Origin of the sequence: Vibrio bivalvicida, from assembly GCF_001399455.2 — a bacterium.
GTDB lineage: Bacteria > Pseudomonadota > Gammaproteobacteria > Enterobacterales > Vibrionaceae > Vibrio > Vibrio bivalvicida.
Genome location: NZ_LLEI02000015.1, coordinates 74,654 through 99,574, shown reverse-complemented (window position 1 = coordinate 99,574; position 24,921 = coordinate 74,654). Strand labels below are relative to the sequence as shown.

Below are 24,921 nucleotides of genomic sequence, written 5' to 3'. Positions count from 1 at the left end.
ATTGCTTATCCAACAATATCTTGAAATTGTATTAATCTTGATTATGAGTAATCAAAAAGGTTGATATGGATATGAATCAATTATCAAAACTATCAGTAGTGGTCGGTCCCTTAGTTGTCCTTTCATCCGTTCAGGCTGCGACCGTTGTACCGGACGGAAGAGGCAACGGTATGGGCAACACTGGAGTAACGAGTGCAGACTATGTCCTTGCCCCATTTTACAACCCGGCGCTAACGGCAGTGCATAGAGACGAAGACGACTTTGGCTTACTTGTTCCAGCTATTGGGGCGACATTAAGAGATACCGATGAGTCACTTGACACTATTGATAGCCTTCAAGATACGATTAAAGCATTTGAAAGTGGTGGCAGTACCGATCCCGTTCAAGCTGCTCAGTTGAATAGCTACTTAACCCAGTTATCCGATAACAAACCGCTTTCTGTCACTGGTGGGCTAGCCATTGCTGTAGCATTCCCAATAGATATCGTTTCCGCAAATGTCTTTTCACGCGGCTATGCAGAAGTGGTCGCTTCTCAAAAAATAGCAGTAAACGGCGGCGATACACCAACAGCGGTTAAAACTCGCTACGAGTCTTCAACTGTAGACATGATTGCATTTGGTTACACGGAGTTTGGTATCGCGTTTGCTAAGCGGTTAACGTTTAAAGGGCAAGATATTTCGATTGGTGTTAGTCCTAAGTACCAACAGTTAAAAACCTATAAGCAAAGTCTCTCTGTCGAGGATTTTGATGTAAGTGACTACGACGAAAGTGAGACCAAGCGTAACACTTTTAACCTTGACTTAGGTGCGATTTGGTTTGTCGATAATTACCGCCTTGGTGTGGCGATAAAAGACCTGTTCTCCAAAGAAATTGACACCCTCGATATTGCGGGTGTGAGTACATATAAGCTCAATACTCAAGTTACTGCATCGGGAGCTTACACGATGGAGTATCTAACCGCGACGATTGACTGGGATCTAACCAAGCAAAAAAGATTTACGAATGTCGCAGATGATACACAGTTTTTGCGGTTAGGTGTTGAAGGCAATGCGTTTGGCTGGGCGCAGTTACGTGGGGGTTACCAGTTTGATATTGAAGATACCCTAGATGATTCGATTACACTCGGTATTGGGATTAGCCCTGGCGATTTAGTAAGCATCGATTTAGCAGGTAGTTATGCAGGAGATAACCAATTTGGAGTATCAGGGAATTTGTCTTTTACGTTCTAAGGTGGATTAGGCATAATGAGAAAAGCCGAGAAATATTAATAAGTTGCATAATATTGAAGCAATCTTGGCTTACTCATTTACGTTGGTTATAGAAAAATTCTAATATAATAAATATATGTTCTGTTTGGCTAGAATTAAGAGAGAACTAGATGTCTAAAAAAGCGATATTGCCTTTACTTGCGCTGTGTACGTTTACGGCTTCAGCACACACCACCCAAGTCCTCAACGGATATTGGCAATATGATGAATATCTTGATGCTCATCCAGAGCAAAAGCAATTAACCGAAGCTCTAAGTCAAACGGTGAGAAAATATCCGACGCCATTGGCAGTGCATCAGGCTGATCCAGTGACCATTTCGGTCGTATACCCAGGTCAGCAGGTATCTGACTACTGGATTCGCAACATCAAGGCATTTGAAATGCGTTTGGAAAAGCTCGGAGTTGACTACGAGATAAACCAAGTGTTTACTCGTCCTAGTGTTGATGTAAGGCAACAAAGCTTATCGCTATTAGAGGCAGTTCAAAACAAGTCTGATTATCTGGTTTTTACCCTAGATACCACAAGGCACAGAAAGTTCATTGAACATGTATTGAGCTCTACTGATACCAAGTTAATTCTACAGAATATCACGACACCAGTTCGTGCTTGGGACGAGCAGCAACCCTTTATGTATGTTGGCTTTGACCATATCAAAGGGACAAAGGTGCTCGAACAGTACTACAAAAGCTCCGTGCCGAAAGAAAGCCGCTACTCGGTACTTTATTTTTCAGAAGGCTATGTCAGTGACGCAAGAGGAGACACTTTTATTGAGGAGATGAGCCATCACGACACGTATAAGCTCTCTTCATCTTTCTATACTAAGGCAACGCGCGAATCTGGCTATGACACTGCCAAGATTGCCCTAAATAAAGACCCAAACCTTAAGTTTATCTATGCTTGTTCAACCGACGTAGCGTTAGGGGCCTCTGATGCTCTAGCTGAATTAGGTCGACAAGATGTAATGCTTAATGGCTGGGGTGGGGGAACCGCAGAATTGAAAGCAATCAATGAAGGTACCTTAGATGTTACTGCGATGCGTATGAACGACGATACCGGTATCGCAATGGCAGAAGCAATTAAATGGGATCTGGAAGATCGTCGTGTACCACACGTTTATTCAGGAGATTTTGAGCTAGTGACTAAAAAGGATAGTCCGGCGCGTATCGAAAAACTAAAGCAGCGTGCATTTAGGTACTCTGATCAATAATGCGTTTTAATAATGAACATGGCAGAAAACGCCAACTCGCAACGATTCTAACCAATTCACTTTTTTTGTGTATTGGCGTATTGATTGTTGTTGTTGTGCTTCAGAACTACCAAGTTAACCGAGATGTGGTAGCTCAAGAGGTCGCGAGAACGAAAAAGCAAACTAAGAGCCTTGTTCAAGAGATCTTCAACTTACGAGTGAAATCGTTGGAGATTACGCAAGATAGTTACAGCAGAAATCGGATATTGGTCGAGGGTGCTCTCGCAAAAAATGTTCAGTCACTAGACCGTTTTTTCAACAGTATTGACCAACTATCTCCGGATGTTGCACCAGATTTTCGATATATACGCAGTAACGATAATCTGATCTGGGACGATGGCAATTTTCAATTCTATGGTATTTCGAAAAGCCAAATAAACCATTTGAGTGCAGAGATGAGCACGGGGCCGGATTGGCATATTTCACAAACGCCTTCATCTTTAGGGGTGAGGTATCTTGCAATGCGCCGTACTGCTATCGTCGATATCAATTCTGGTGAAGTGGTAGGGCACCTCTATATTGGCATTGTTTTAAATAATAACTTCTCGCTTGTTAATGCGATAGCGAAAGGGGGTAATGCGGACGAAATATTGCTGGCTGTTGGCTCGGAAGTTATCGCTGCGAGTACGAAAAATCAAAGCTTTAAGCATATTGAGTGGTTAGAACAATCTTCCAAGTCGCTTAATGCGAGTCGTTATATGGTTTCGAGAACTGATGTAACGATAAACAATGTACCGACTTTTCTGTCTGTTTATACCGTGCAAAGTAACGAACACATAATGGCTTTTGTACAAAGCCATTATGTGTGGATCTTGGTTACGGCAATGTTCGTTGTCGGGATCGCGATTTACACCCGGGTTTGGCTAGGGCAGAGGGTCTCAAATGAACTCCAAAGCTTGATGCGTTACACAGATGCAACAATCCAAGAACAGAAGGTGACTAAGTTTGAGGGGTCTAGCATTGAAGAATTTGATCAAATTGCGAGCTCATTCGAGCGTTCTTTCAAGCGATTACATGAGCAAGAAAAACAATTTGCGGATTTGTTCAATTTCTCACTGTCTCCCATTACTTTATGGGACTCCAATGGTGAATTAAACAGGTTTAACCCTGCAGCGGAGCGATCATTTCGCCAAGGTCGTGCCCAAGAGCAGCTGATCGACAGCCTAAGGCCGCATATTAGAATGTGTGCACAAGGGGCGACGTTAACTGGCATCAATACAACGATCGCGAGCAAGACATTCCGCTGGAATTTATCTCCGATATCCAATGATAACAACATTACTCATATCATGGCTCAGGGGCAAGATATCACCAGCTTTATTGAAGCTGAGAGACAAAGTGAAGCGGCGCGTGAACAAGCAGAGGAATCAGCAAGAGCACGAGCTGATTTCCTTGCTCGAATGAGTCATGAGCTTAGAACGCCACTGAATGGCATTCTTGGTGTCTCACAGTTGCTAAAAGGTAAAATGGAAGACGAACAAGATGTCGAACATATGGACATTTTGTGTAATAGCGGAGAACACCTACTAGCTGTGCTTAACGATATACTCGATTTTTCTAAGATAGAACAAGGTAAGTTTCATATCGAGAATAGAGTTTTCCGCCTTTTGGAGCTCACGACGACGGTCGACAAGATATTTAAACCTCTTTGCGACAGCAAGGAGGTTAACTTCATTGTTGCAAGCAATATCGATGACAAAATGTGGGTGTTTAGTGATCAGGTACGCTTGAACCAGATAATCTTTAATTTAGTAAGCAATGCAGTGAAATTTACTCATCAGGGACAAGTTCGAGTTGATTTAAATTGTGAGCTTAAAAATAATGGATATCTATTGTCGATAGACGTGCAAGATTCCGGGATAGGAATAGAGCACAAGCGATTAAGAGATATCTTCGAACCCTTTGTACAAGCGGAGGCGACAACCACGAGGGAGTACGGTGGAAGCGGGTTGGGATTAGCCATTGTCCATAGTCTTGTATCGATCATGGAAGGTAAGATAACCGTTGACAGCGAAGTCGACAGGGGAACACGTTTTTCTGCTAAAATGCCACTGCAAATTGGCAAAGAAAAAGTATTCAGTGTTGGGGATCTAGAGGCTGAACCAGCAACATTGTTCAGCGAACCCCTTCATGTGTTATTGGTTGAAGACAATCATACCAATGCTTTTATAGCCAAGGCATTTTGTGAAAAATATGGAATGAAAGTTTCTTGGGTCGAAGATGGTATCAATGCCATTGAGATGTTGAAAAGCGACAGTTCTATCTCTCTGGTGCTAATGGACAACCAATTGCCGAATCTTGGCGGAATAGAGGCAACAGAGATCATTCGTAATGACCTCGAACTGGCTGTGCCAATTTATGCTTGTACTGCGGATGGGATGCAAGAAACTAGAAACGAGTTTCTAAGAGCTGGCGCTAATTACGTGATCGTGAAACCGATCAAAGAGGCGGCGTTAAACAAAGCCTTTGTCTATTTCAAAGAACATCACTATTCTTTGGTAGAGTGAAACAAAGAGCATCATTATCTGAATATGATGCCCTTGAAACCGCAATATATTGGAGGGCTAGTTACCGCGCCAACTTTTGATGAGCACGCGAGAAGTGATTGGCACAAAAGGCCCCCACAATTGAAAGCTCTCCCGCTAAACAGAGCGCTGCTGCTACTTCAGCAAGTGCTTTAGCATTGCCATTTCCATGTAGTTTCATAATATCTAAACATGCTTTTTGCGTCGGCAACCCTGTTCCGCCTCCAACAGTACCGATCATTAAGTTCGGTAAGGTGACAGATGCGTATAAACCCCCCTGTTGATTGACTTCCATGCGCGTGATTCCGATTGCAGACTCAGATACACAGGCTGCATCTTGCCCGCAAGCGATATAGAGAGCGGCAAGTGCGTTAGCATAATGGGCATTTACACCGATTCCGCCACTGAGCGCGGAGCCCGTTGTTGTGACTTGTCCAAAACGCATCATCTTTTCTGGAGTAGTGTGCAAATACTTTTCAATTAGCTCTTTGCTCAAATGCACTTCAGCTGTAACTTTTTTACCACGCACATGACGCAAAGTATGCGAATTGGGTTTTTTGTCTCCCGATAGGTTGCCATCCAAAAATGCCTCGCTTGGTTCAACGGGTGAGTGTGCCAAAATAAAGCAGTAGACTTCGTTGGTAGCGATAGTGACCATGTTCTGCCCCGAGGCATCACCAGTATGGTACTCAAATACCAGATAGACATGGTTACCTTCAATATTGACGTTGATGTCGTGTAGCTTTCCATGCGAGGTTGTTGATTCAGCAATGTGCTTAAAATGATCATACTGGGTGACCACCCAGGCAACGAATTGACCAGCTTCTACCAGTGAGTCAAACATAAACACTGGTGTACGCGTAACCCCTTCATTGATCAACATAGTGCTTGCACCACCCGCGATGGTGATTAACTGAGCTCCGCGGTTATATGATGCGACTAAGGCAGCCTCAGTGGTGGCGAGTGGTACGAGGAAATCATCATTGGCATGGAGTCCATTAACTCGGAGTGGACCAGCAACCCCTACGGGAAGTTTCACTGTCCCGATAAAATGTTCGATGTTTTTATTATACAAGTTAGCATTGGCTAGTGTGTGTTCATCAAGCAAGGCTGATTGATCGGTTAGCGTATTTAACTTTGACCAGCGTTTAGACAAGTTTTTTTCAGATATATAGGGGCTGGGTGTAAGCCGTAGCTCGGGTTTGCCAAAGCGGGGACTGAGTTTTTGTTCTAATTTTTCGCCGTTTGAGTCTGGTAGTGTGAAGAGAGATTTATCTTTTCGAGCAAGGTTTAATTTCGGCATTACGATTTAAAACAGTAAATTTGCGAGCATTTTAGCGCATAGAGTAGGGAACACAATGGTTGCTTAATGGATTGCTACAATTTCGAGGCAGTTAAACGTGGATGTCGAGTAAGGTCCCAATCATCTCTTGGTCTCTTTGAATTACATTGGTGCCGATCTTACTATATTGCTGAGCACTATTTAGCTTAGTTAAAGATTCGATATCTGTCGGTGGTGGGGTAACCTTAAATTCAACCTGATTGAAATCATAGGTATTGTCTTTTGGTATCGATTGCAGTTGTTGGTTACGCTGGATTTCATGCGCAGCATCTTCGGCCATCTTGGATGACATATCAATGATTTGATAGCCAGATTGCACAGAAGAAACAGGCATAAGCACCTCCCTTAATTAAAGCTTAAGGTGTGTTTGCATTTTGGGCAAGTTGTGCTAAGAAAATAAACTTGAGATCATTTGCAACTCCTCATCGTTGACGATTATTCTGTCGTCGCCGTCAAGTTTACTGTTGATTTCGCCTCTCAGCATACGCAATTGTTGTGGCGTAAGTGATTTAATTTGAGCTTTCATTGCTTCAAATTGTTGTGGAGTCATATTTTTGCACCTGTTAATCGATGAGCTATCGGACTTATACAGGTAAGAGATGTCTCCTTTCATCGTCTTACTCTCGTACTAATAATGTACAAGTAATTTTATTTTGACGCTGTCGGCTTTTTGTCCGAATAATGTCAGAGGATGTTAAAAATAAGTAAGCGAGTTAGTATGGATAACTAACAAGTATGATGGCTCGCAGGTCTATTAGTTAGGTTTATGTACTACTCGCGCAGCAAATTTACTGGCTAACGAATGTAATTCAGGCAGCATTCGATAGACCAAATGAAGTTGCTGTAGCACCATTCTTACAGAACTATCGTCTTCTTCCCGCCACTCTGCGAGTCGTTGTTCGAGTACGGGGTCATCTATGCCGCTGGTATCGCAATTGTCACACTGTTCGTTGAGTTGAGTGTGAAGGACACTCAGATGTTGATGTATGACACGATGAGCATCGAGAATAAGCTTATGTGTGTGTTCGTCCGCAATTCTTGTTCTATGAGCGCCAAGAGCCGATATGTAACTTAGTAACGCGTGGTTCAGAGTTAAAAATCGGTAGCTTTCGTCAATGGCCGAAATGTAACGGCCTGGCTCTGCGAGCATATTGCTGATTGCTGAGGTCAGGTTCGCGTCCTCATTATGAGCATTACGTCGTGCCACTCGATAGCTAAGACTGTCTTTTTTGCCGACTCGGTACTGCCCAATGATTTGCCCCAAATAATGTTGATTCGCGCAAATTGCGTCAGCCATAACTCTGTGGAGTTTTTTCGATTGCCAGTCGGGAAGGATAAAGGTCACGGCAGCGACGGCAAGGATACAGCCAATCAGGGTGTCAGCGATTCGAGGCAATATTACATCATAGCCTTGACCCAATTGACTAAAACAGAACAGCACCAAAACAGTAATAAAACCAGTTGCGTAGCCATAATTTGCTAGTCTCAATGCGAAGAAAGCGACACCCGAAATAACTACCAGCAGTAGCTGGCTTTCTTGAGATGGAAACAAGGTGAGTAATGGAACACCAATAAAGATACCCGCAAAGGTTCCGAGTACGCGAGCGACGAGTTTTTGCCGAGTTGCACTATAGTTTGGCTGACAGACAAATAGTGTGGTCAACAGTATCCAATATCCCCGTTCTATGTCTAAAGCTTGAATAATTCCATAACCAAGGGTTAGAGCGATGGACATTCGAACAGCGTGTCGAAACAACATCGAATCTTTAGAAAAATTAGATTTAATGCGCTGCCACATGACTTTTAGGTTATGGGCTTCTGTGTCATCCAATACTTCTTCTTCTAGCTTATTAGCATCTGGATTATTGACGTTACTGAGCTGTTTTTCGACCGTAGCTAGGTTATTGAACAAATAGCCCAGTTGCGCGAGCAATGAGCGCCATTGAGGATTGTCTTGTTCATTTAAATAGGTCAGCGAGTTTTGTAACTCGTCAAGCGCGATAATAGAGTCATCGCGGTGTTGATACTCTTTGCCTAGTCGGATTGCTTTGGCAATATCTCGACAAGACTTAGCTTGATTTTGCAGCAGGTGTTTAAATCGAAACAGCACATCAAAACGCTCAAAGTGCTGTGCTAATTCTTGATAACGATAGTGGCTAGAGCTGATCCGCTCATGTATATCTTGGGCAAGAAAGTAGGTGTTTAAGAATCTATCGCTTGCTCCATCGACATGACCACGCTTAGAACGTGTCAAAAAGGTTGCTTTACAGGAGTTCAAGGCATGGACAGTGGCGGCGTTCAGTCTGGCTTCTTCTATGCGATATGGTTGAGGTTTGAGGTTAGAAACTGGGTAAAAAAGCTGACTCTTTGAATCGAGGTAGTTCGCTAACTGAAGAAACACGTTCGCCAGATTTTGCTGTACGGGTTGCATTGGCCATAGCGCGTGCCAAACCATCGATAAAAAATAATACCAGCTTGCACCTGTTAACAACATCAATGGTTGAAACCAGATATTGGTGCTCTCGTGGGCACCCAACATGGTGTAAATCGCGATCAACAATGAACCAAACGCAATGCTGGCATAGCGAGGCCCAACTGCGCCAAGCATAATAAACCCGAAAGTTGAGATAAAAAGCCCTAAGGCAAACAGCCAAGGAGTACTGAACAACATCTCAATTGATAAGGCTGCGATGGCAAAACAGACCAAGGTTAGCGATTGAGACTTTAAACGTCCGGTAAAACTGTCATCACTTTCAGCTAGAGCAGCGGCTATCACTCCCAAAATTAGAGGGACAATGAGGGAATTAAGTTGTAGATACCATGTAGGTATGACAACGCCAAGAAGAGTGACGAGTATCAGTAAACTATAGTTGAACGTTTTGTTTGCCCAGTAATGGCGAAGCTGACTTAATAAATTCACTATCAGATAACTATGTTTTGGTAATTGACGCTAAATTAGCACAGCTTCTATGGTAACGACCTGATCCAAATAAAGATACTATAGAGTTTGCTCGAGTTTTATGCAGGTCACCGATTGACGGATTAACGTCAGTCAGATATTGACTAAATTGTGTTTTAATTTAGAACTCTTACTTGCAAATTTTGCCGGAAACTTGTCAAAAGCAAATTCAATTGCGTTATGATGTTGATAAGACAGATTAAAGGCTTAACAGAATGCAGCTAACCGCAAACAAGACTGCACAGTTTTTTATTCAGCACGAATACTATCATATAAAGATTGCTTCAGACTCTCTCATTCTTGGTTCTGAAATGAGTGAAGAACATATACCATTTAATGTTTGGAGCGGTCGCGTACAGATTAAAAGTGGCCTTATTTGGGGCGGGCTGCTGTTTTTCGCCCATGAACATCAAGGAAAGCAAAGAGCTTGGTTGGTTCAAGGTCTCCCGTTAAATAAGTGTCGTGAGTTTGCCAGATATGCTGTGGCTGCCTATCAGCAATGGCACAGACACCAATGCCAACAATTGAACGAGTATTTACCTCAGTGGGAGGAGAGTGTTCGACGCTTTCATCTTCAGCCGTCATTTTTGACACATTCAAAAGTCGCAAAGTGGCGCGAGCAAATTTCACATAACTTCCAGACAATGAATATGACGCTTAATGATGCAAAGCTGCGTATGCCTGAGCGTATGGCATCTGTCGAGCCTTGGATTGATAATTCTGACACTGAGTTAAATGCAAGAAACGAGAGCTGGATAGAAAACGAGCTAGAGAATTGGCAAGTACTGTTTTCACAAATCGAGTCGTCTCCACTGAATTATTCTCAAAAGCGTGCAGTATTGCTTAACGATGACAATAACTTGGTACTGGCGGGGGCTGGCTCCGGAAAAACAAGTGTTTTAACGGCGAGAGTGGCCTATTTGTTACAAAGCCATTTGGCGCGCCCTGAAGACATTCTTATGTTAGCGTTCGGTCGAGATGCCGCTGAAGAGATGAGCCAACGTTTAAGCAATAAGATTGGAGCGGGTGAAAAAACCGCTAAGGTTAGTACCTTTCATAAGCTTGGTTTACAGATCTTAAATCAAGTAGAACAAAGTGATGTCACTATTTCGCCGCTTGCGTTGAACGACAATCAGCGCCAGAACTGGTGTATTGACTGGCTGAAAAAGCATTGGATGACTCCTACCAACTTTAAGCGTTGGCAAAAACATTTATCTAAGTGGCCAATTGCCTACCTGGCAGGCGATGATGAACTAGGGAGCCATGTAGAAAACCCCAAGCTTATTGCTTGGCTTGAAAAGCAAATGATGCAATTAGCCTCTATGGGCGCCACGAAAAAAGAGATCCAACAACGCTTAGTCGAAAATCATGAATACACACGGCTTAACAGTGAGCTCGCATTGGTATGGCCATGTTACCAAGCGTGGCAACAACAATTGAAAGAACAAGGCCATATCGATTTCAATTTGATGATTACACGTGCGACGCAATATGTTGTGAAAGGTAAGTTTAAGTCACCATGGCGCTATATCATGGTTGATGAATATCAAGATATTTCCCCGCAGCGACTCGCGTTAATTGAAGCTCTGTGCAATCAAGATGAGGCTTGTGTTCTGTTTGCTGTCGGTGATGATTGGCAGTCTATCTATCAGTTTGCGGGGGCTGATGTCGACCTGACAACAGGTTTTGCCGAACGATTCCCAAATTCCACAGTTCACTACTTGGATACGACGTATCGATTTAACAATAGGATCGGTGAGGTGGCGAATCAGTTTGTGCAGCAAAACCCCGCACAACTGGAGAAAGCGTTAAATAGCCATAAACAACAAAAAGCAAAAGCAGTCACGCTAATGCCACTTGCTAATGTTGAGAAGGTGCTTGATCAGTTGAATCGAAGTGCTAAATCGTTGCAAAGCGTTTTGTTATTAGGGCGGAACCATTACCACAAACCTGAACTGCTTTCAGATTGGCAAAAACGCTTTGCTTTACTCTCGATAGAGTTTATGACTTGTCACGCGAGTAAAGGAAAAGAGGCAGACTTTGTGATTATTCTCAATGTCGATGAAGGTCAGTTTCCAGCAAGAGTGAAAGCTTTGCATGTCGAGGGAGCCTTGACTCAATCAAATGATCAATTTCCTTATGCCGAAGAACGAAGGCTTTTCTATGTGGCCATCACCCGAGCGAAGAAAAAAGTCTGGATCGCTTATACTGGAAGTGGTTCAAGTTTTGTCAAAGAGCTTGTCAATGATGATTACCCAGTCATCGTACAGAAGTAAGGAATCGTAATGAATGGTCCATTTTGTATTGTACTCACCACGACCAATTGCCGTGAAAACTGCAAGCAGATCATTAACACTGTGTTGGGTAAGCGACTTGCTGCATGTATACAAACGATGCCGATTGAAAGCCATTACCTGTGGCAGGGGAAAGTATGTTGCGACAATGAGACATTGTTAATTATGAAGACCACAAAGGCTTGTTATGCGCAACTTGAACAAGCTATCGCGTCCATCCATGAATACGAAGTACCGCAGATTGTTCAAATCCCATTTGTCGAAGGATTTAACCCTTACTTGGCATGGATTGAAGAGAATACCCGCTGCTGAAAGGCTTCCTCTCGCGACTGATAATATAACGGCTTTCAACTGCTCTATTTGCGGCTAAAATCTGCACGTAGTCACAAATACTGTTGGAATTTAGCCTTTTTGCACACTCTATGTCCAAATGACTGTCACCCGTGGCTTATCGTTTGCTTTACCAAATTGTCACAATTACAATCGTTTGCTCATATACATAACGATTAGAAAGTAAAAGTCATGAAACTGGAAACTGTCGATTATCAAGCGGAAAATGCTGCCGAACTGTTTGTTACGTCTTTACGTGAAACAGGCTTCGGTGTTCTAAAGAATCACCCAATTCCAAAAGAGCTCGTTGAGTCTATTTACGAGAATTGGTACAACTTCTTTATGTCTGAGCGTAAAAATGAATTTCATTTTAACGTTGAAACCCAAGACGGCTACTTCCCACCGAGTGTTTCTGAAGTGGCAAAGGGCCACACAGTTAAAGACATTAAAGAGTACTTCCACGTTTACCCTTGGGGCCAAATGCCAGAAGAGCTGAAAGAGCAAATCATGGATTACTACAACCGAGCGAATGCATTTGCTGAAGAGCTTTTAGGTTGGGTCGAAGCTCACGCTCCTGCGGAAGTTCAAGAAAAGTTCTCTGTTGCACTTTCAGACATGATCAATGGAAGCAACAAGACACTACTACGTATTCTTCACTACCCACCAATGACCGGTGATGAAGAACCAGGAGCTATTCGCGCTGCTGCACACGAAGATATCAACTTGCTGACGGTGCTACCAGCGGCGAATGAGCCTGGATTGCAAGTGTTAGGCAAAGAGGGTGAATGGCTAGATGTTCCTTGCGATTTTGGCAACTTGATCATCAATATTGGAGATATGCTACAAGAGGCGTCGGGCGGCTATTTTCCGTCTACAACGCACCGCGTAATTAATCCAACAGGGGCGCGTCAGGAGCAGTCACGAATCTCACTACCACTGTTCTTACACCCTAAGCCAGAAGTGGTGTTGTCAGAGCGTCATACCGCAGATAGTTACCTTATGGAACGTTTGCGCGAACTGGGCGTTATCTAAAAAACGAATAGGAACAGAGTCGCGAGAGCGGCTCTTTTTTTATGGCTCAGGCGACATTTATCGTAGCAGAAACTCGACAAAAGGTTCTTTATGTCATTTAGTGAATAGGAAGGAGATTAAGTAGTTTATGCAAGAACGACAAGAGCTCACAGCACAGTTTCAGCAATACATGGAAAACCCATTGCTTTGGCCAATTCTTGAAGTACTAAGGAAAAAGTCAAGCGGATGGAAGGTGCACACTTTGGCGTCTCATCTAGGTGATCTTGGTTTTATCCCTTTGCTTGATGAGTCCCCAGAAAAGGACCTGTTCAAACGCAACTTTCTGATAATGAATGCTTTATACCAACTTCAGGAAACGCTTTATCCCGATAACTGGCTCCAGGTACAGGCAATGGATATTATCCTTATGCCATCTCATCAAGTTCCCGGCCATGAGGTGGATCATCACGATCCATTAAGGGATTACTACATCCATTGGAAAAACTACGAGGCTGATGAAGGAGAAGTCAAACGTCTTCTTAATGAGTTCTGGAGTCGATATCGTGAATTTGTCGGTAGTACTAACGGTAAAGAGATGGATCGTGCCAAAGCCTTGAGCTTGTTTAAGTTACCACATGATGCAACACGGTCTGAGATTCGTAAGACATGGCGCAAGTTAGCATTGAAGTGGCACCCAGATAGGGACAATGGAGACAGTGATAGATTTAGAATACTGTGTGAAGCCTGGAATGTGCTACGCCATTAACCAAACTCATTTATGGCTAGGGTTAAAACCGTTGTGTTCCACCATTTGTTTTTAAAGAAACGATCATTAACACGTTCTGTGTCTATCTTCATTCCGACACGTTGGCAGAGTCGAATAGCCGCTTTATTTTTGGAAATGGTTTCCGCGTAGACTCGTTTTACACCAAGTTCAGTAAAGCCGAAGTGAATCAAGCTTTGCATGGCTTCTTCACTCACGCCTTTTCCTTGGTTATACCGAGTTAAACCGCAGCCAATTGAAGCCTGATGATTGGCCTCTAAGCGTAATGCAGCGAGGCCCAAATACTCTCCGCTATACTTGCATTCGATGGCTAGGTGATATTGGGTTCTTGGATAGTAATTAGCTTGCTCAATAAACAGGTTCGCTAGGTAGGTGCTCTTTGCTATTGAACAGTCTTCCACGTTATAAAAGCGTTGATATTTGGGGTCTTGGCACTGTTCAACATAAAGTCGAATGTCGCAAAGGGTAAAGTCTCGAAGAATCAAGTTTGAAGTAGGTAAAGTAAGACTCATTTTATCCACATAATAAAGCGCCCAAACAACGGGCGCTTTATACAATGAATGCGTTTTAAATACTATTTAGATGCGCTGAATTGAGACTTACGCATACGATTGAGTGCCGCCATAACATCCAAAACGCGAGGTTTGGCTAAGTCACCTTGATTTGGCATACACTTATCCCAATCGTCATTCAGATACTGAGCGATGTCTCTTGCTGGGATATTTGACCAGCTAGGCTGTTGAGCAAACTGAAACCAAACCCAACCAATCGCGTTAAGTTCGTTGTTTGATTCTAATTGTTCGAGGGCAGTTAAATCAGTGTATTCTTTACCAAACCTTAACGAGTCGCAGCCTTTAGCGGCAATTCTGAACTTGCCTTCAGCGAGCATTTTCTGTAACGCACCGCAGTTGAAGGCACGAGGACGAAAAGACTCAAGACTTGCTTCACTTTCATTTTTTCGCAGGGTAGGGTGAAGTTCGGCCACTTGTTTAGCTTTTTCAGTTACGTCTACGGGTTGATAGTCATGCATTTGAATTACGGTATCAGCGACATCAAGGTAATCCCCCGATCCTCCCATGACAATAACGGTAGAAATCTCTAATTGTTCGCTAAGTTGGCCAATACGATCGACGAGAGGAGTAATCGGTTCTGCCCCTTTACTCACTAGCGCCTGCATTCGCTCGTCACGGATCATGAAGTTGGTGGCCGAGGTATCTTCGTCAATCAAGATTGCTTTGGCACCAGACTCGATCGATTCCTGTAACCACGCCGCTTGTGAGGTTGAGCCCGAGGCATCTTGGGTAGAAAAGTCGGTTGTTTTTCTGCCCATAGGTAAATGATTAATGTAATTTGAAAGGTTGAGTGAGTGAACGCAGCGACCGTCTTCCGCTTTAATTTTCATAGCCAGTGCATTGGTCACAACCAGCTCGCGGCCATCACCTGGAATATGATTGTAAACAGAGCGTTCAATCGCATTGAGCAAAGTTGATTTACCGTGGAACCCACCACCAACAATTAGCGAGATACCCTTTGGAATACCCAGGCCTTTAATCTCACCACGATTAGGGGCGTTTAAAGTTACTTCCAACGATTTAGGGGCGATAAACTCGACTGCATTTTTCATAGGCAGGTCACAATTGCCTGATATGCGGGGCAATATTGCGCCATTACCCACAAACGCTAGTAAGCCATTTTCCTCTAATTGAGCACGAAGAGCAGTTTGGTCTTCTATTGCTTCACAATGTTGAATCAGCGTTTGTTTATCGATTTCACGCTCAAGTGTCGCTTTGCGAATAAACTTAGGCAAATGAAAAGTTAAGATATTATCTGCTTTTTTGCCCAGTACAGATCGACCTTCAGCAGGTAGATTGACTCTAAACCTTAACTCTATTCCTTGCTCAGTAAATAATACGGCGGTGTTATCCAGCACTGTTTGGCCAGTTAACGCGATGCTGATGCTACTGTCTTGCTTAGCAAACTGCGCAAAACTACGCGCGATAAAGTCGCGAGCAGCAATTTGATAAGATGGTGACTTATCACGTATCCAGACAAGCCCTGTTAGTGACCAAGGGCGTATTGCCCGCACGCGAGATGCGGAGGCGTATGGGTCACCTTGTACGTAATCAATATGGAAAGCATAATCGCCAAAATCATACTGGCCTTTAATCTGTTGATAGGCGTGGTAGTTTTGTTTTTCTATTTTTTTTAGTGCGGCGGATAGTTGATCCATATTGAACTCTATTGTGGAAACGAGAAAGACGAGGATTATAGAAATCGCTCGTCTAGGAGTAAAGCAATAGTGGAGTGTTTACGAATATGAGAACTTCGGCGATAGGTTATTTTGGTTTAGAAGGTGAGTTTCGAATTCATCAAAGGGCATAGGTCTACCGTATAAGTAACCTTGACCAATATCGCACCCTTCAGAAAGGATGAACGATTCGTGCTCTGAGTTTTCTATACCTTCAACAGTAACTTTTAGGTTGAGTTTCTTTGCAATTGAAATGATAGATCGCACGATCTCCTTGTCTTCGTTGCTATGTGACAGTTGATGAACAAAGCTTTTATCAACTTTAATTGCATCGAATGGAAATTTCTTTAAGTAATTAAATGACGCGTAGCCCGTACCAAAATCGTCGAGGGAGAGGGTGATGCCCAGCTCGCTTAAAGAGATTAGAGTGTTACGAGCGACGACTTCGTTGGCTATCAGACCGCTTTCTGTCACTTCTAGTTCGAGATAGTGAGCCGGCAGCTGATAAGCTATGAGTAAGTCTTGAACTTGGTTGACAAATTGCGGGCTCTGAAGCTGTACGGCAGATACATTGACACTGACTTTAAAATCATCAACATGAATAGCCCATTCTGCGGCTTTTTGTATCGCGGAGCGGAGAACAAAACTGCCGACTTCGAAGATGAGACCATTTTGCTCCGCGAGGTGGATGAGTGTTTCGTTTGAGATATCGCCAAGAATGGGGTGGCGCCAGCGAAGTAACGCTTCAGCACCGATCCAACGATGAGTTAAAGGCGAAACTTTTGGTTGGAAATAGAGCAATAAGTCATCATTACGTACTGCTTGGAGTAAATAACTTTCAAGCTGACTGATGTTTTTTTGCGTATCCGAAATATCTTGGCAATAGAAGCTAAATTTATGTCCCGAGTCTTTACAAGACTGCATCGCTTCTGCCGCGTATTTGAGTAAAGATTTAGAACATTGGGTATCGTCAGAGCTTGTTACCCCAATATAGCTATGAAGATGAAGGTGTTCGCCTTCAACAGTAAACTCAGTTTGACTGACTTCGACTAACTCTTTGCATAAGGTGTTGATGTCATCGTCGTAGTGGTGTGTTTTAATTAGAAACGCTAGATCAGTAGACGAAGGCCTAGCGGTGACGACATCAAGTTGTGTGTGTTGGATTAAGCGAGTGCGGAACTCTTTGAGGATGTCTTCCCATGCACCGTAACCATATTTAGCTTGTATTCTGCGCCCATTAGTAAAGCCAATATGCAGTAGTCCGATTTTATAATGTGTTTCCAGATGTGCTGCTAAAGGTAGGGTGTCGAGCAGTTGCTGTGCTTCAATTTCTAGCGCATTGCGGTTTAAAAATCCGGTTCCTAGGTCATGCGACTGTTGGTAGCGTACTTTTCGTTCTGCGGCGCGTCTTTTGTCAATTTCTATATTTAACGAATAGTTAAGATCAACCAAATCTTGAGTACGTGTGTTTACTCGTGATTCTAACTCGAGATTAAGCTGTTGAAGATAGTGATTTTGGTAAAGTGTTTTAAGCTGTGCTTCTACAGAATCGCGAAATGATATGAGTAATTGTTGATAGGTGTCAGCAAAAGGGTTTTCTCTATCATCGAGCACGCAGATTGTACCGAACATGTTATCGTTAGGCCAACGTAAAGGTAAGCCGCAGTATGCGAGCAAGCCAAACTTCATATCGGGGTTAGTACACCATTTTTTGTCGGCACTTGCGTTAGGAACAACAAGTTGGCGGTTTTCATTGACAACCATTTCACAGTAGAGTCCTTGATTTAAGCTTTCGCTATCTCCGACATGATAAGGATGATTACGGTTATTATTGGCAGAGAATACTTCAATGTGTGCCTTGTGAACTCTCATAATCAATGCCGCAGGGACGTTAACTATCTCTGCGAGTAGGTTGACGATTTTTTGCCAATTGTCACTCATGTCTTCAGGAATAATAATTGTTCCCGTGTTCAATTTAGACATATTTGATCCCTGTGGGCTAGTGTACCAATCCGAGCATTCCTTGCTCTCTTTAATAATAGTCGTAGAAATAGTCATTGAACCAAAGATTAAGAGTTTGGTGCGAACTTGTCAGATAGCATGCCCCAAGGTATCGCCAAAAAAAAGTCCCAAACGCATGTTTAAGACTTTGTCTTAATGTGCGTCTCAAGAATGAGACCCCTTGAAACCAAAGACTTTAAGTGATGTATGTGTTAATATCCACATCTTCACTGTAATCAATGTTATCGAACCCAAACCCATTGAGATTAAGAAATTCTTGCTTGAATCCTGAATAGTCTCCGAGCTGCTTAAAGTTAGACTGATCAATCTTATCTAGGATTTCCGACACGCGTTGCTGGGTGTTTTTATCCAGTTCCCAATCATCCATACGAATTAATCTTTCACTGTCTACAGGGGGCGGGGTAGTGGCATAAAGCTTGGTACTGAAAAGGCGTTGCATTTGCTCAATGCACCCCTCATGGGTTCCCTTGTCCTTCATTACTTTGTAAAGAGCGATGATATAGGGGCTCAGTGCTGGAATAAAGACGCTCGCTTTAGTCACCAATGCCTTACAAACCGTTGCGTAGGCATTACCAGCATAGTTGGCGAGTTTTAGGTTCAAGGAATGACTGGTTTGGTGAAGGTCGATTTTGGCTCTACCTAATGTGCCATCAAGGTAAATGGAGTGAGTACATTCAGGTCCGACATAAGAAAATGCGATCGTCTTGCAACCTTGTGCGATTGATTCAGAATTAATCAATGTATCAATCCAGTGTTCCCAGTCTGCTCCACCCATGACTTTCAGTGTTGACTCAGCTTCTTTGTCTGTCGCAGGTGGTAATGTTGTTTCGTGCCATTGGTCTGTGTCAAGTAACAATGTGCTACCTGTTACGGGGTTTCCAATAGGTTTGATTGCAGAGCGCCATAGCTCGTTGGTGGTGGGATTTGGTCGGACTCCGCTAGCTAAGCTATAGATGACTAGGTCTACTTCTCCTTCAAAGTAGGTTTCTATTGCTTCAACAACTTGATCTTTAATTTGTTGAGAAAAACCATCGCCTTCTATGTTTACCGCAATACGCCCTTCTTGCTCAGCGAATTTCTTGAAATGGTAGTTATTGTAAAAGCCCGCTGAACCTGAACTTATTGATGACGGCGATTTTTCATAGGAAACGCTAATTGTATCTGCTTTTGCACCGCCAAAGGTGAGCGCTATGCGCGAAGCTAAACCTAATCCAGAAGAGCCGCCAATGATCAAAACTCGCTTGGGGCCACCCTTTATCGCAGGTGCAGATCTTACCGTTTCTATTTGATTGGCTACCGCTTGCTTGCAGCCATTTGGATGCGCACTACGTGCTACGACCCCATCAATGATAGGTTCAATAATCATACATACTCCTTAAGCCAACGCTTGGCAACAACCCAAGCTAACGTAAAGCTATGTAAAGTTTATTGAGCTAAAGCAATTAGAAGTGATTTATTAACGACTTTGCAACAAAGTTAGATATCCACGGTTGCGCTTCTGGTTTGGGGTGAAGGCCATCGGTCATCATCCATTCGGGATTGATGATGACACCTTCAAGTAAGAAAGGCAGCAGTGGTACATTGAGTTTTTGCGATACGTCAGGGTAGACAGCGGCAAACGCTTCGGTGTAGCGTTTGCCATAGTTAGGAAGAATATGAATTTGCATTAATAATGGAGTCGCATCGGCATTACGAATCATACCGATCATCTCGGTTAGGTTGTTTTGCACAATACCAACAGGAAAACCGCGTAAACCATCATTAGCGCCTAATTCAATTAAAACATAGTCAGGTTCATGTTTGTCGAGTAAACCGGGTAAGCGAGCGATTCCGTTGCCTGTTGTATCACCAGAAATACTGGCATTAATAACCGAGACCTGCTGTCCGCTTTGGGCCAGCTCATCGGCCAGAAGGGAGGGCCAAGCACGCTCAATTGGCATTTGATATCCAGCACTCAAGCTGTCGCCTAAGATCAATAGAGTTTTGCTATAAGCTGGATTTACTGACAAAAATAGAAGAACAAGGGAAAGTATTCGAAACATGCAAACATCCGTAATTGAAGCACAATCATTGTCCAAGATAGTCTCTACCAAACAAGAGCAATTAACAATCCTTGATGATGTAAATCTTGACATCAAAAAGGGGGAAAGCGTTGCTATTGTCGGCACCTCGGGCGCAGGTAAATCGACTTTAATGACACTCCTCGCAGGGCTTGATGTGCCGACAACAGGTAAGGTTGAGCTTCTTGGGAGACCACTTCAAAGTTTGAATGATGAACAACGCGCAGCAATAAGAAGTGAATCAGTTGGCTTTGTGTTTCAAAGTTTTCTGTTAATACCAAGTTTATCAGCGCTCGACAATGTGACTCTGCCATGTTTATTAAAGGGCGACCCTGAAGACAAAGAAAGGGCGATAAATCTGTTAGAGTCAGTTGGATTAGGAAATCGTATTCATCACTCTCCTACTCAGTTATCAGGTGGAGAACAACAGCGTGTGGCTTTAGCAAGAGCATTCATGATTCAACCCACGATTCTTTTTGCCGATGAGCCGACAGGAAACCTTGACCAACAGACAGCTGCCACCGTTATAGAGTTACTTTTTTCTCTAAACCAGGAGCATGGAACGACACTTGTTCTTGTTACGCACGATACTAAGTTGGCGCAGCGGTGTGATCGTATCATTAAGATGAAAGCGGGCAGGTTAGAGGATTGATCATGTCAAATTCCACGGCTACATCTTTGAACAAGCACCTAATTAAGTGGAGTGTCAGTGAGATTAGGCAAGGCCAGTTGTGGCCTGTCACGATTGCTCTGATACTGATTATTGCGTGTATATTTGCGCTCACAGCTTTAGCTGAGCGGATGGAACAAGTGGTTGTAAAGCAGGGTAAACAAGCGTTAACTGCGGATACTGTATATGTCTCCTCTAACCCAATTGACAGTGATTTTGACACTATAGCAGCAAGTAACCAGCTTGTGATTTCAACACAAACTCGCTTTGGCACGATGGCTTTTAGCGATAACGCAATGAAGCTCATTACCGTAAAAGGGGTCGATAGCCTGTACCCCCTACAGGGCGAGATGATTTTATCTGATGACAAGCAATTGTTCACACGAGTGAATCCCGGAGAACTGTGGCTAGATGAGCGACTATTTTCACAATTAGATGTCTCGGTCGGTGACGCTGTCACGTTGGGCGATGCCGACTTCATAGTAACGGGACGTATTGTCGAAGAGCCAGGTTTAAGTTTTAATCCATTTCAACAAATGCCATCAGCTTTTATCCATAGTAATGATATTGAAAAAACCGGGGCGGTTCAGTTGGGTAGCCGCGTACGCTACAGCAAATTTATTAATGGAAGCGCCGCCAATATTGAACGCTTAAAGGAGAGTATAGCGATAACAGCTAGTGATCGTTGGCGAGATCAGAATAGTGCAAGTCGTACCAACGAGGTATTTCAACGTACCGAGCAGTATTTGTCGCTGACCGTTGCTATTGTGGTAATCATGGCCGCGACAACCTTAGTATTGACTTGTCAGCACTATGTCACTACACGTCGAAAAACCATTGCTATGCTCAAAAGTTTGGGAGCAAGTAAAAAGTGGCTGATACGCTGGCTACTGACTCAAGTGACGATGTTGCTTGTGTCCGCTGTCTTGGTCGGTGTGTCATTAGGTGTAGTCCTTGAGTATCTGTTGAGGATTCCACTGGTAGAATTACTTCCCAACCCTTTACCGAGTTACGGCATCAAGCCGCTTGTGATTTCGGTACTCACCAGCATTGTGATTGCTGTTCCCGCATTAGGTATACCACTAATTGGGTTAACTAACGTCAGTGCTGTTAATGTGATGCAACCTCAAGCTGAATATGGCTCGTCAAAAGTACGTTACGCATTGGTACTGGTCCCGATTATTCCTATGCTTCTGGCTTATTATGACAATCAGTTGGTATGGATAGTATTGGCGGGTATCGTCGCTTTATTTGCGATATTGGCGTTAGTGAGCGTATTGATCACTCGTACGTTAGTAAAAGTGCCACTGAGCGCAGCGTTGAAGCTGGCTTTGAGTAGGATTAACCGCTCCTCAGTTGCAACTGGCATTCAATTTGGAGCGTTAGCTTTGTCGTTAATGCTACTTTCGACTATGTGGCTGGTGAGAACCGACTTACTAACCGATTGGCAGAGGACGCTACCAAAAGACGCGCCCAACGCGTTTGCTTTGAACATTGCACCATATGAAAAAGACAATTACTTAAAAGTGCTTGATGACAATAAAATTCAACGTTCGGAAGATTACCCAATTATACGTGGCCGTTTGGTTGGCATAAATGGTCAAGATGCCAAGTTACGTTCTAAGGGGGAAGAGGGAAGCGATGCACTTAGGCGGGAAATCAACTTTACTTTTAGTTCCGCTATTCCTGAGCACAATGATGTCGTAATGGGGCGGTGGAGCGAGGTCGGCGGTGTGTCAGTTGAATCCGATGTAGCGAATGATCTAGGCATAAGCATTGGAGACCAACTTGAATTTGTCATCAATAGTATTGCAGTCAAAGCCAAAGTGAACTCGATTCGAATGGTTGAATGGCGAGACATGAAGCCAAACTTCTACTTTATCTTTACACCAGATGTGCTGAAAAGCATTCCTGCGACTTATCTAGTTAGCTTTAGAGTCGAAGATGAACATGATGCTTTACTAAACCAGCTTTCTCGCCAACATCCAACGGTGAGTTTGATGGATATTCGGGTCATGGGGGCTAAGATTCAAGAACTGTTGGCGCAGATCGTATGGTCAATTACTCTTTTAGCGGGTATCGGCGTTTTATCGGGACTACTGCTTATTTTTACATTACTACGATTGAGCTTAGGTCAACGACAGGAAGAAATTCAGCTTTATAGAACACTTGGCGCCAGTAAAAAGCGTGTAGAACAAACCATATGGGCTGAGTATGGTTTGATGGCTTTCGTTGCGGGTATTATCGCTATAATCGGCTCTGAGCTGGTCGTCAGCGCCATTATGGTGTTTGGTTTCGAATTGCGACCACAGATACATTGGATGCTTTGGATACTGTTACCTGTCGGGACTTTTTTCACACTTGCTCTAGTTGTGAACAGTTTGATTAAACGCCTGCTAACTCCCATTAACAAAGCGATTGGTTAGTTTTTAACGGGTCAAGATGTCCAGTTATCCACAAAAACAGTGGATAAAGTTTGGGATAACTTGGCCTGTAGATAACTTTAATTTTCTCGCAGGCCCGGGTCTGCGTAGGCCTGCACAGATTTGTTATTCACAAAGGTAATTATTTCTAAGTTCTCCATTTTTGAGTCAAGCAGTTTTTTTCATTTTTTTTTCGAAAAAACGTCATAATTTCTCCATAAAAAATTTGTGATTTTATTCATTTCGTATTACCAGTAAAATGCACTGAGAATGAACGAATTAGCCGCATAAATGCAATTGAAAACGCAAACTCAAAGCTCGTCTAAAATCGCGATAATTGGTGGTGGTATTGCTGGTGCAACCACAGCTGTACACTTGGCTGAGCTGGGCTTAAATGTCCATCTATTTGAAAAAGGATCTGGGCTTGTTAGTGGGCCTCCAATCTGCCATTTGCACGCTGGTGGAAATTTATACAGAGAGATTTCTACAGATCAGTGCCTTGAGTTGCTCAAACAATCCATTGACACTGCGCGCCTTTATCCACAGACCATTAACCGTCGGCCTACGGTGATTGCTGTCCCGTACTCAGATGGAGGAAGCCCCGAGGAGTTGTATGAGCGCCTGATCACTATTCAGTCGTATTATACTGAGCTTGTGAAAGCAGATCCCGCCAACAAGGTGTTGGGAGAGCCTAGTGACTATTACAAATTTTACAGTCGTGAAGATCTCGAACAACTGATTGAACAACAACAACCCTCCCTACCTATTTCGATCGACGACTGGATGATTCCTTTTGCTAAGCATGCTGATCTTGATGTTCTGAAATTTCCTGTGGTTGCTGTTGAAGAGCATGGCTGGAGCGTCTTCCGGATTGGTGCATCTGCCACGTTAGCATTAGAAGCGATCCCTAATTGCACCATGATGACCAATACACAAGTTATTGGGGTAGAGGAACAGTCTAACAGTTGGAAGATTGAGTATATTGATCAAGAAGATCAGCTTCAGTTTCTCGAGTTCGACTATTTGGTCAATGCTTGCGGTTATGAAACTGGTTCAATCGATGACCTAGCCAACAAGCCACGTGAACGACTTGTTGAGTTTAAAGCGGCCTATGTGACTAAGTGGGATGAGTGCAATGAACTTTGGCCCGAGGTTATTTTTCATGGCCCAAGAGGCACACCAAATGGTATGGCTCAGCTAACACCTTATCCAGGCGGTGTATTCCAACTTCATGGGATGACTAAAGATATTACACTGTTTGAAGATGGGTTAGTCTCATCGACGGAGTCTACGTCACAGCCTCATTTACCCATGCGCTTGAAGCGAAAAATTCAAAAAGGTTGGGATGATGAGGTGATTACGGAAAGAAGCCGCAAAGCAATCGACCATATGTCTCGATTTATTCCTAACTACAAGCAAGCAACTGAACATGGCACACCACTTTTTGGTGCGCAGCAAATCCCGGGTCGTGATGACACGCTACGTGCAGCAGATGTGACTTTTGAAGGTGCACACTATGCCAGAGTCGAGGTGGTAAAAGGGTCATCGGCTCTAGAAGCTGCAATGAAACTGGTTCAAGAGTGGGGGCTATTTGACTACCAGGGTGCGAGTATTGAACTAATGCACCCTGTCATTATGAGCTTATCGGCAGAATCTGTAGAGGCCAAAGCACGAGAGCTTGCGAAGGAGCGAAACTATCCACAACAGTTGGCCGAATACTACGGAACACCAGCATAGC

The 24,921-nt window shown here is 43.4% G+C and carries 19 protein-coding genes; 10 read left to right on the top strand and 9 right to left on the bottom strand.

Annotation, left to right across the window (positions count from 1 at the left end):
* The first annotated feature begins 71 nt into the window (after positions 1-71).
* From traF to luxQ, 3 genes are all read left to right on the top strand, one after another.
* Entirely contained in the window at positions 72-1,229 is a 1,158-nt protein-coding gene (gene traF / locus APB76_RS02785; RefSeq protein WP_054962835.1) for a conjugal transfer protein TraF, read from the top strand.
* Positions 1,230-1,378: 149 nt separating this feature from the next.
* Entirely contained in the window at positions 1,379-2,476 is a 1,098-nt protein-coding gene (locus APB76_RS02780; protein WP_054962836.1) for an autoinducer 2-binding periplasmic protein LuxP, read from the top strand.
* Positions 2,476-5,022 (top strand): quorum-sensing autoinducer 2 sensor kinase/phosphatase LuxQ, encoded by a 2,547-nt coding sequence (gene luxQ, locus APB76_RS02775; RefSeq protein ID WP_054962837.1) that lies wholly within the window; start codon positions 2,476-2,478, stop codon positions 5,020-5,022. Before APB76_RS02780 ends, luxQ begins: the two co-directional genes overlap by 1 nt.
* 61 nt (positions 5,023-5,083) lie before the next feature.
* Here luxQ and APB76_RS02770 read toward each other — a convergent pair whose 3' ends face one another.
* The 4 genes from APB76_RS02770 to yccS all read right to left on the bottom strand — a co-directional run bounded on the left by APB76_RS02770 (position 5,084) and on the right by yccS (position 9,302).
* Positions 5,084-6,343, bottom strand: a complete 1,260-nt coding sequence (locus tag APB76_RS02770; protein WP_049846326.1) for a hydroxymethylglutaryl-CoA reductase — start codon at positions 6,341-6,343, stop codon at positions 5,084-5,086.
* Positions 6,344-6,434: 91 nt separating this feature from the next.
* Positions 6,435-6,716, bottom strand: a complete 282-nt coding sequence (locus APB76_RS02765) for a hypothetical protein (RefSeq protein ID WP_054962838.1) — start codon at positions 6,714-6,716, stop codon at positions 6,435-6,437.
* Between the two features lie 54 nt (positions 6,717-6,770).
* A complete protein-coding gene (locus APB76_RS23070) occupies positions 6,771-6,932 on the bottom strand; it encodes a hypothetical protein (protein ID WP_167350311.1) in 162 nt (53 codons plus the stop codon).
* A gap of 204 nt (positions 6,933-7,136) precedes the next feature.
* Positions 7,137-9,302, bottom strand: a complete 2,166-nt coding sequence (gene yccS, locus APB76_RS02760) for a YccS family putative transporter (protein ID WP_054962839.1) — start codon at positions 9,300-9,302, stop codon at positions 7,137-7,139.
* A 254-nt stretch (positions 9,303-9,556) separates the two neighbouring features.
* Here yccS and helD point away from each other — a divergent pair, with 254 nt between their 5' ends.
* The 4 genes from helD (at position 9,557) to APB76_RS02740 (ending at position 13,742) form a co-directional block, all read left to right on the top strand.
* Entirely contained in the window at positions 9,557-11,617 is a 2,061-nt protein-coding gene (gene helD, locus APB76_RS02755) for a DNA helicase IV (RefSeq protein WP_049846247.1), read from the top strand.
* A 9-nt stretch (positions 11,618-11,626) separates the two neighbouring features.
* Positions 11,627-11,947 (top strand): divalent-cation tolerance protein CutA, encoded by a 321-nt coding sequence (gene cutA, locus APB76_RS02750; RefSeq protein ID WP_054962840.1) that lies wholly within the window; start codon positions 11,627-11,629, stop codon positions 11,945-11,947.
* Positions 11,948-12,157: 210 nt separating this feature from the next.
* Complete coding sequence (locus APB76_RS02745) at positions 12,158-12,997, top strand: isopenicillin N synthase family dioxygenase (RefSeq protein ID WP_049846245.1); 840 nt, start codon at positions 12,158-12,160, stop codon at positions 12,995-12,997.
* A 127-nt stretch (positions 12,998-13,124) separates the two neighbouring features.
* Positions 13,125-13,742 carry a DNA-J related domain-containing protein gene (locus tag APB76_RS02740; protein WP_049846244.1) on the top strand — a complete coding sequence of 206 codons (618 nt, stop codon included), beginning with the start codon at positions 13,125-13,127 and terminating at the stop codon, positions 13,740-13,742.
* Here the strand turns inward: APB76_RS02740 and APB76_RS02735 are convergent.
* The 5 genes from APB76_RS02735 to APB76_RS02715 all read right to left on the bottom strand — a co-directional run bounded on the left by APB76_RS02735 (position 13,739) and on the right by APB76_RS02715 (position 20,072).
* Entirely contained in the window at positions 13,739-14,272 is a 534-nt protein-coding gene (locus APB76_RS02735; RefSeq protein WP_054962841.1) for a GNAT family N-acetyltransferase, read from the bottom strand. The genes APB76_RS02740 and APB76_RS02735 overlap by 4 nt on opposite strands.
* Positions 14,273-14,334: 62 nt before the next feature.
* Positions 14,335-15,990: an ABC-ATPase domain-containing protein gene (locus APB76_RS02730; protein ID WP_054962842.1), complete on the bottom strand. Its 1,656-nt coding sequence runs from the start codon at positions 15,988-15,990 to the stop codon at positions 14,335-14,337.
* Between the two features lie 78 nt (positions 15,991-16,068).
* Positions 16,069-17,991: a sensor domain-containing phosphodiesterase gene (locus APB76_RS02725; protein WP_054962843.1), complete on the bottom strand. Its 1,923-nt coding sequence runs from the start codon at positions 17,989-17,991 to the stop codon at positions 16,069-16,071.
* A gap of 214 nt (positions 17,992-18,205) precedes the next feature.
* The gene (gene fabV / locus APB76_RS02720) at positions 18,206-19,396 is read right to left on the bottom strand and encodes an enoyl-ACP reductase FabV (RefSeq protein ID WP_054962844.1); all 1,191 of its coding nucleotides are present in this window, start codon (positions 19,394-19,396) and stop codon (positions 18,206-18,208) included.
* Between the two features lie 76 nt (positions 19,397-19,472).
* Positions 19,473-20,072, bottom strand: coding sequence for an arylesterase (locus tag APB76_RS02715; RefSeq protein WP_054962845.1), 600 nt, complete (start codon positions 20,070-20,072; stop codon positions 19,473-19,475).
* On the opposite strand from APB76_RS02715, the gene APB76_RS02710 reads away from it, so the two are divergent.
* The 3 genes from APB76_RS02710 to APB76_RS02700 all read left to right on the top strand — a co-directional run bounded on the left by APB76_RS02710 (position 20,071) and on the right by APB76_RS02700 (position 24,920).
* Positions 20,071-20,742 (top strand): ABC transporter ATP-binding protein, encoded by a 672-nt coding sequence (locus APB76_RS02710; protein WP_049846238.1) that lies wholly within the window; start codon positions 20,071-20,073, stop codon positions 20,740-20,742. The genes APB76_RS02715 and APB76_RS02710 overlap by 2 nt on opposite strands.
* A gap of 2 nt (positions 20,743-20,744) precedes the next feature.
* Positions 20,745-23,186, top strand: coding sequence for an ABC transporter permease (locus APB76_RS02705; protein WP_054962846.1), 2,442 nt, complete (start codon positions 20,745-20,747; stop codon positions 23,184-23,186).
* 288 nt (positions 23,187-23,474) lie between these two features.
* Positions 23,475-24,920, top strand: coding sequence for an FAD-dependent oxidoreductase (locus APB76_RS02700; protein ID WP_054962847.1), 1,446 nt, complete (start codon positions 23,475-23,477; stop codon positions 24,918-24,920).
* Position 24,921 lies beyond the last annotated feature (1 nt).

Coding starts and splice junctions, on each gene's coding strand:
- traF (WP_054962835.1), top strand. CDS start 72: ATGAATCAATTATCAAAACTATCAGTAGTGGTCGGTCCCTTAGTTGTC.
- APB76_RS02780 (WP_054962836.1), top strand. CDS start 1,379: ATGTCTAAAAAAGCGATATTGCCTTTACTTGCGCTGTGTACGTTTACG.
- luxQ (WP_054962837.1), top strand. CDS start 2,476: ATGCGTTTTAATAATGAACATGGCAGAAAACGCCAACTCGCAACGATT.
- APB76_RS02770 (WP_049846326.1), bottom strand. CDS start 6,343: ATGCCGAAATTAAACCTTGCTCGAAAAGATAAATCTCTCTTCACACTA.
- APB76_RS02765 (WP_054962838.1), bottom strand. CDS start 6,716: ATGCCTGTTTCTTCTGTGCAATCTGGCTATCAAATCATTGATATGTCA.
- APB76_RS23070 (WP_167350311.1), bottom strand. CDS start 6,932: ATGACTCCACAACAATTTGAAGCAATGAAAGCTCAAATTAAATCACTT.
- helD (WP_049846247.1), top strand. CDS start 9,557: ATGCAGCTAACCGCAAACAAGACTGCACAGTTTTTTATTCAGCACGAA.
- cutA (WP_054962840.1), top strand. CDS start 11,627: ATGAATGGTCCATTTTGTATTGTACTCACCACGACCAATTGCCGTGAA.
- APB76_RS02745 (WP_049846245.1), top strand. CDS start 12,158: ATGAAACTGGAAACTGTCGATTATCAAGCGGAAAATGCTGCCGAACTG.
- APB76_RS02740 (WP_049846244.1), top strand. CDS start 13,125: ATGCAAGAACGACAAGAGCTCACAGCACAGTTTCAGCAATACATGGAA.
- APB76_RS02735 (WP_054962841.1), bottom strand. CDS start 14,272: ATGAGTCTTACTTTACCTACTTCAAACTTGATTCTTCGAGACTTTACC.
- APB76_RS02730 (WP_054962842.1), bottom strand. CDS start 15,990: ATGGATCAACTATCCGCCGCACTAAAAAAAATAGAAAAACAAAACTAC.
- APB76_RS02725 (WP_054962843.1), bottom strand. CDS start 17,991: ATGTCTAAATTGAACACGGGAACAATTATTATTCCTGAAGACATGAGT.
- fabV (WP_054962844.1), bottom strand. CDS start 19,396: ATGATTATTGAACCTATCATTGATGGGGTCGTAGCACGTAGTGCGCAT.
- APB76_RS02710 (WP_049846238.1), top strand. CDS start 20,071: ATGCAAACATCCGTAATTGAAGCACAATCATTGTCCAAGATAGTCTCT.
- APB76_RS02715 (WP_054962845.1), bottom strand. CDS start 20,072: ATGTTTCGAATACTTTCCCTTGTTCTTCTATTTTTGTCAGTAAATCCA.
- APB76_RS02705 (WP_054962846.1), top strand. CDS start 20,745: ATGTCAAATTCCACGGCTACATCTTTGAACAAGCACCTAATTAAGTGG.
- APB76_RS02700 (WP_054962847.1), top strand. CDS start 23,475: ATGCAATTGAAAACGCAAACTCAAAGCTCGTCTAAAATCGCGATAATT.